Source organism: Gemmobacter sp., from assembly GCF_016792925.1.
Classification (GTDB): domain Bacteria; phylum Pseudomonadota; class Alphaproteobacteria; order Rhodobacterales; family Rhodobacteraceae; genus Gemmobacter.
Window position 1 is genome coordinate 1 of record NZ_JAEULU010000109.1, and the last position, 3,122, is coordinate 3,122.

Here is a 3,122-nt window from a genome sequence, read left to right on the forward strand (position 1 = left end):
TGGCACCAGCTGAACGACACGCTGACGGCGGACCCGAATGCAAGCCTTGACGCGCCCGCAGCGTCGCCGGCAACGGCCCCTGCGGCGGCTCCCGCACCGGCCAATTGACCATGCTGGACCTGCGCCCGAAACAGCGGCTGCATCTGGCGGCGCATAACCTGGCCGGGCGGCTGGGTCTGGGCGATCTGCGCCCGCTGCGCATCACGCCCGAAGGCGATGCGTTCCGCCTGCATCTGGAGGGCGGCTCGGTTCTGGTGCCCTCGGCGCTGCTGTGGCGCTCTTATCGCCGGGGCTGGACGGCGCGGCTGGACCGGCTGACGCGGGAATTTGGCCTGGATCAGGCGGCGCCCTTTGCGCCCGATGAGGCGGTGATCGACATGGGCGCCAATGTCGGCGATTTCACGGCCGCCGCCTTGCGGGCGGGCGCGCCCCGCGTGCTGGCGCTGGAGGGCGACCCCAGGGTGGCCGCCTGCCTGCGCGCCAATCGCGGCGCCGATCCGCGCGTGACGGTGGATTGCGCGATCCTGTGGAAGGCCGCGGAAACCGTGACCTTCTACAGCGCGCCGGGCAAAGCCGACAGCTCGATCTTCCTGCCGCCCGGCACCTCTGCCGTGGCCTTTCAGGCTGAGGCCACCACGCTGGATGCGATGGCCGCGCGCCATGGCCTTGGCCGGGTGGGCCTCATCAAGATGGATGCCGAGGGCGCCGAGCCGGAGGTGCTGCAAGGCGCGACGGCCCTGCTGGCCCGCACCCGCATGGTGGCCATCGACACCGGCCCCGAACGCAATGGCGCGCGCACGGATGCCGCCTGCATTGAAATCCTCACCGCTGCGGGCTTCCGCATCACCAACCCCGGCGGTGGCAAACGCATGATTACCATGGCGATCAACGCCTCTTACGTCTGACGGAGAAACCCCATGTCCGACCTTCTGATCGAGCTTTTCTCCGAGGAAATCCCGGCGCGCATGCAGGGCGCGGCGCGGGAGAACCTGAAGAAACTGGTGACCGATGGCCTTGTGGAGGCCGGTCTGACCTATGAAAGCGCGGGCGCCTTTTCGACCCCGCGCCGCCTCGTGCTGACGCTGACCGGGCTGACGCCCGAAAGCCGCCCCGTGCGCGAGGAACGCAAAGGCCCGCGCACCGATGCGCCTGCGGCGGCGCTGGAGGGGTTCTTGCGCTCGACCGGCCTGACGCTGGAGCAGCTGGAAAAGCGGGCCGACAAGAAGGCCGAGGTCTATTTCGCGGTGATTGAAAAGCCGGGCCGCAAGGCCGCCGAGATCGTGGCCGAGGTGCTGGAGCGCGTGATCCGCACGTTCCCCTGGCCCAAGTCGATGCGCTGGGGCAGCGGGAGCTTGCGCTGGGTGCGGCCCCTGCACTCGATCCTCTGCCTGATGGGCGATGAGGGCGGCGCCGAGGTGGTGCCGGTGACTGTGGACGGGATCGTGGCCGGGAACACCACGGGCGGCCATCGCTTCATGGCGCCGGGGCGGTTTGCCGTGACCGGCTTTGACGATTACGCCGCCAAGCTGCGCCGGGCTTTCGTGATGCTCGATAGCGCGGAGCGTGAGGCGCATATCTGGAATGATGCGCAAAATCAGGCCTTTGCGCGCGGGCTTGAGGTGGTGCCGGATGCGGGCCTTTTGGCCGAGGTGGCGGGGCTGGTGGAATGGCCGGTGGTGCTGATGGGCGCGATTGGCGATCAGTTCCTGCATCTGCCGGCGGAGGTGCTGCAAACCTCGATGCGCGAACATCAGAAGTTCTTCTCGGTCAAGAACCCCAAGACCGGGCGGATCGAGGGCTTTGTGACGGTGGCGAACCGCGAGACGGCGGATCATGGCGCCACGATCCTGAAGGGGAACCTCAAGGTGCTGTCGGCGCGGCTGTCGGATGCGCGCTTCTTCTGGGAGAATGACCTGCGCGTGGCGAAAGCGGGCATGGGTGAGTGGGAAGAGGGCCTCAAGGCCGTGACCTTCCACAACAAGCTCGGGTCTCAGGCCGACCGGATCGCCCGCATTGCAGCCCTTGCGCGGGAGATCGCGCCGCTGGTGGGCGCGGATGCGGATCAGGCCGAACGCGCGGCGAAGCTGGCGAAACTCGATTTGCGCTCTGCCATGGTGGGCGAGTTCCCCGAGCTGCAAGGCACGATGGGCCGCTATTACGCGCTGGAGGCGGGCGAGGCGCAAGCCATCGCCAATGCCGCCCGCGACCATTACTCGCCGCTTGGCCCCTCGGACGCTGTGCCGACCGAGCCGGTCTCGGTCGCCGTGGCGCTGGCCGACAAGATCGACACGCTGACGGGGTTCTGGGCGATTGACGAGAAACCCACCGGCAGCAAAGACCCCTTCGCGCTGCGCCGGGCGGCTTTGGGTGTGATTAGGTTGGTGCTGGGGAATGGGGTGCGGGCGAAACTTCTGCCAGTCTTGATCCAAGCAAGACTGTTTGCACTTTATGAGCGGCAGCGTGAGCTAGGCGAGATTGGCTACGCGCCACTACGTGCGAAGAACGACGAACAACGCTTCTTTATCTCGCTCGACAATCTGTTTGACGGACACGCTAAAGAACATCCCTTCTGCGATCCGCTCGATTTCTCGCAACCTCTTGTGCTCATGAACAAAGAGTACAAACGTGGTCTGATCTCGTTCTACAATACCCACGATGGTAAAGTTGATGACCACAAGTCAGTCGAGGACGTGTCGGCAATCGCTGATAACCTGCTCTCCTTCTTCCACGACCGCCTCAAGGTCTTCCTGAAAGATCAAGGCATCCGCCATGACGTGATCGACGCCTGCTTGGCCATGCCGGGCAATGACGATCTCACCTTGCTGGTGAAGCGCGCCGAGGCGCTGCAAGCCTTCCTCACCTCCGAGGATGGCACCAATCTGCTGCAAGGCTTCAAGCGTGCCAACAACATCCTGTCGCAGGCCGAGGCCAAGGACGGGGTGGAATATTCCTTCGGGGCGGATGTGAACTTCGCGGAAACCGACGAAGAACGCGCGCTGTTTGCCGCGCTGGATGCGGGCGAGGCGGCGATCAAACCGGCGATGGCGCAGGAAGATTTCGCCGCCGCCATGGCGGCCATGGCGCAGCTGCGCGCGCCGATTGATGCCTTCTTTACGGCGGTG

2 protein-coding genes are annotated in these 3,122 nt (G+C 65.7%); both read left to right on the forward strand.

The annotated features are described in order from the left end of the window. The first annotated feature begins 110 nt into the window (after positions 1 to 110). Complete coding sequence (locus JNN06_RS05670; RefSeq protein ID WP_291238626.1) at positions 111 to 905, forward strand: FkbM family methyltransferase; 795 nt, start codon at positions 111 to 113, stop codon at positions 903 to 905. 12 nt (positions 906 to 917) lie between these two features. After that, positions 918 to 3,122, forward strand: a 2,205-nt coding sequence (gene glyS / locus JNN06_RS05675; RefSeq protein ID WP_291238625.1) for a glycine--tRNA ligase subunit beta, incomplete at its 3' end; no start/stop codon positions are given.

Coding starts and splice junctions, on each gene's coding strand:
- JNN06_RS05670 (WP_291238626.1), top strand. CDS start 111: ATGCTGGACCTGCGCCCGAAACAGCGGCTGCATCTGGCGGCGCATAAC.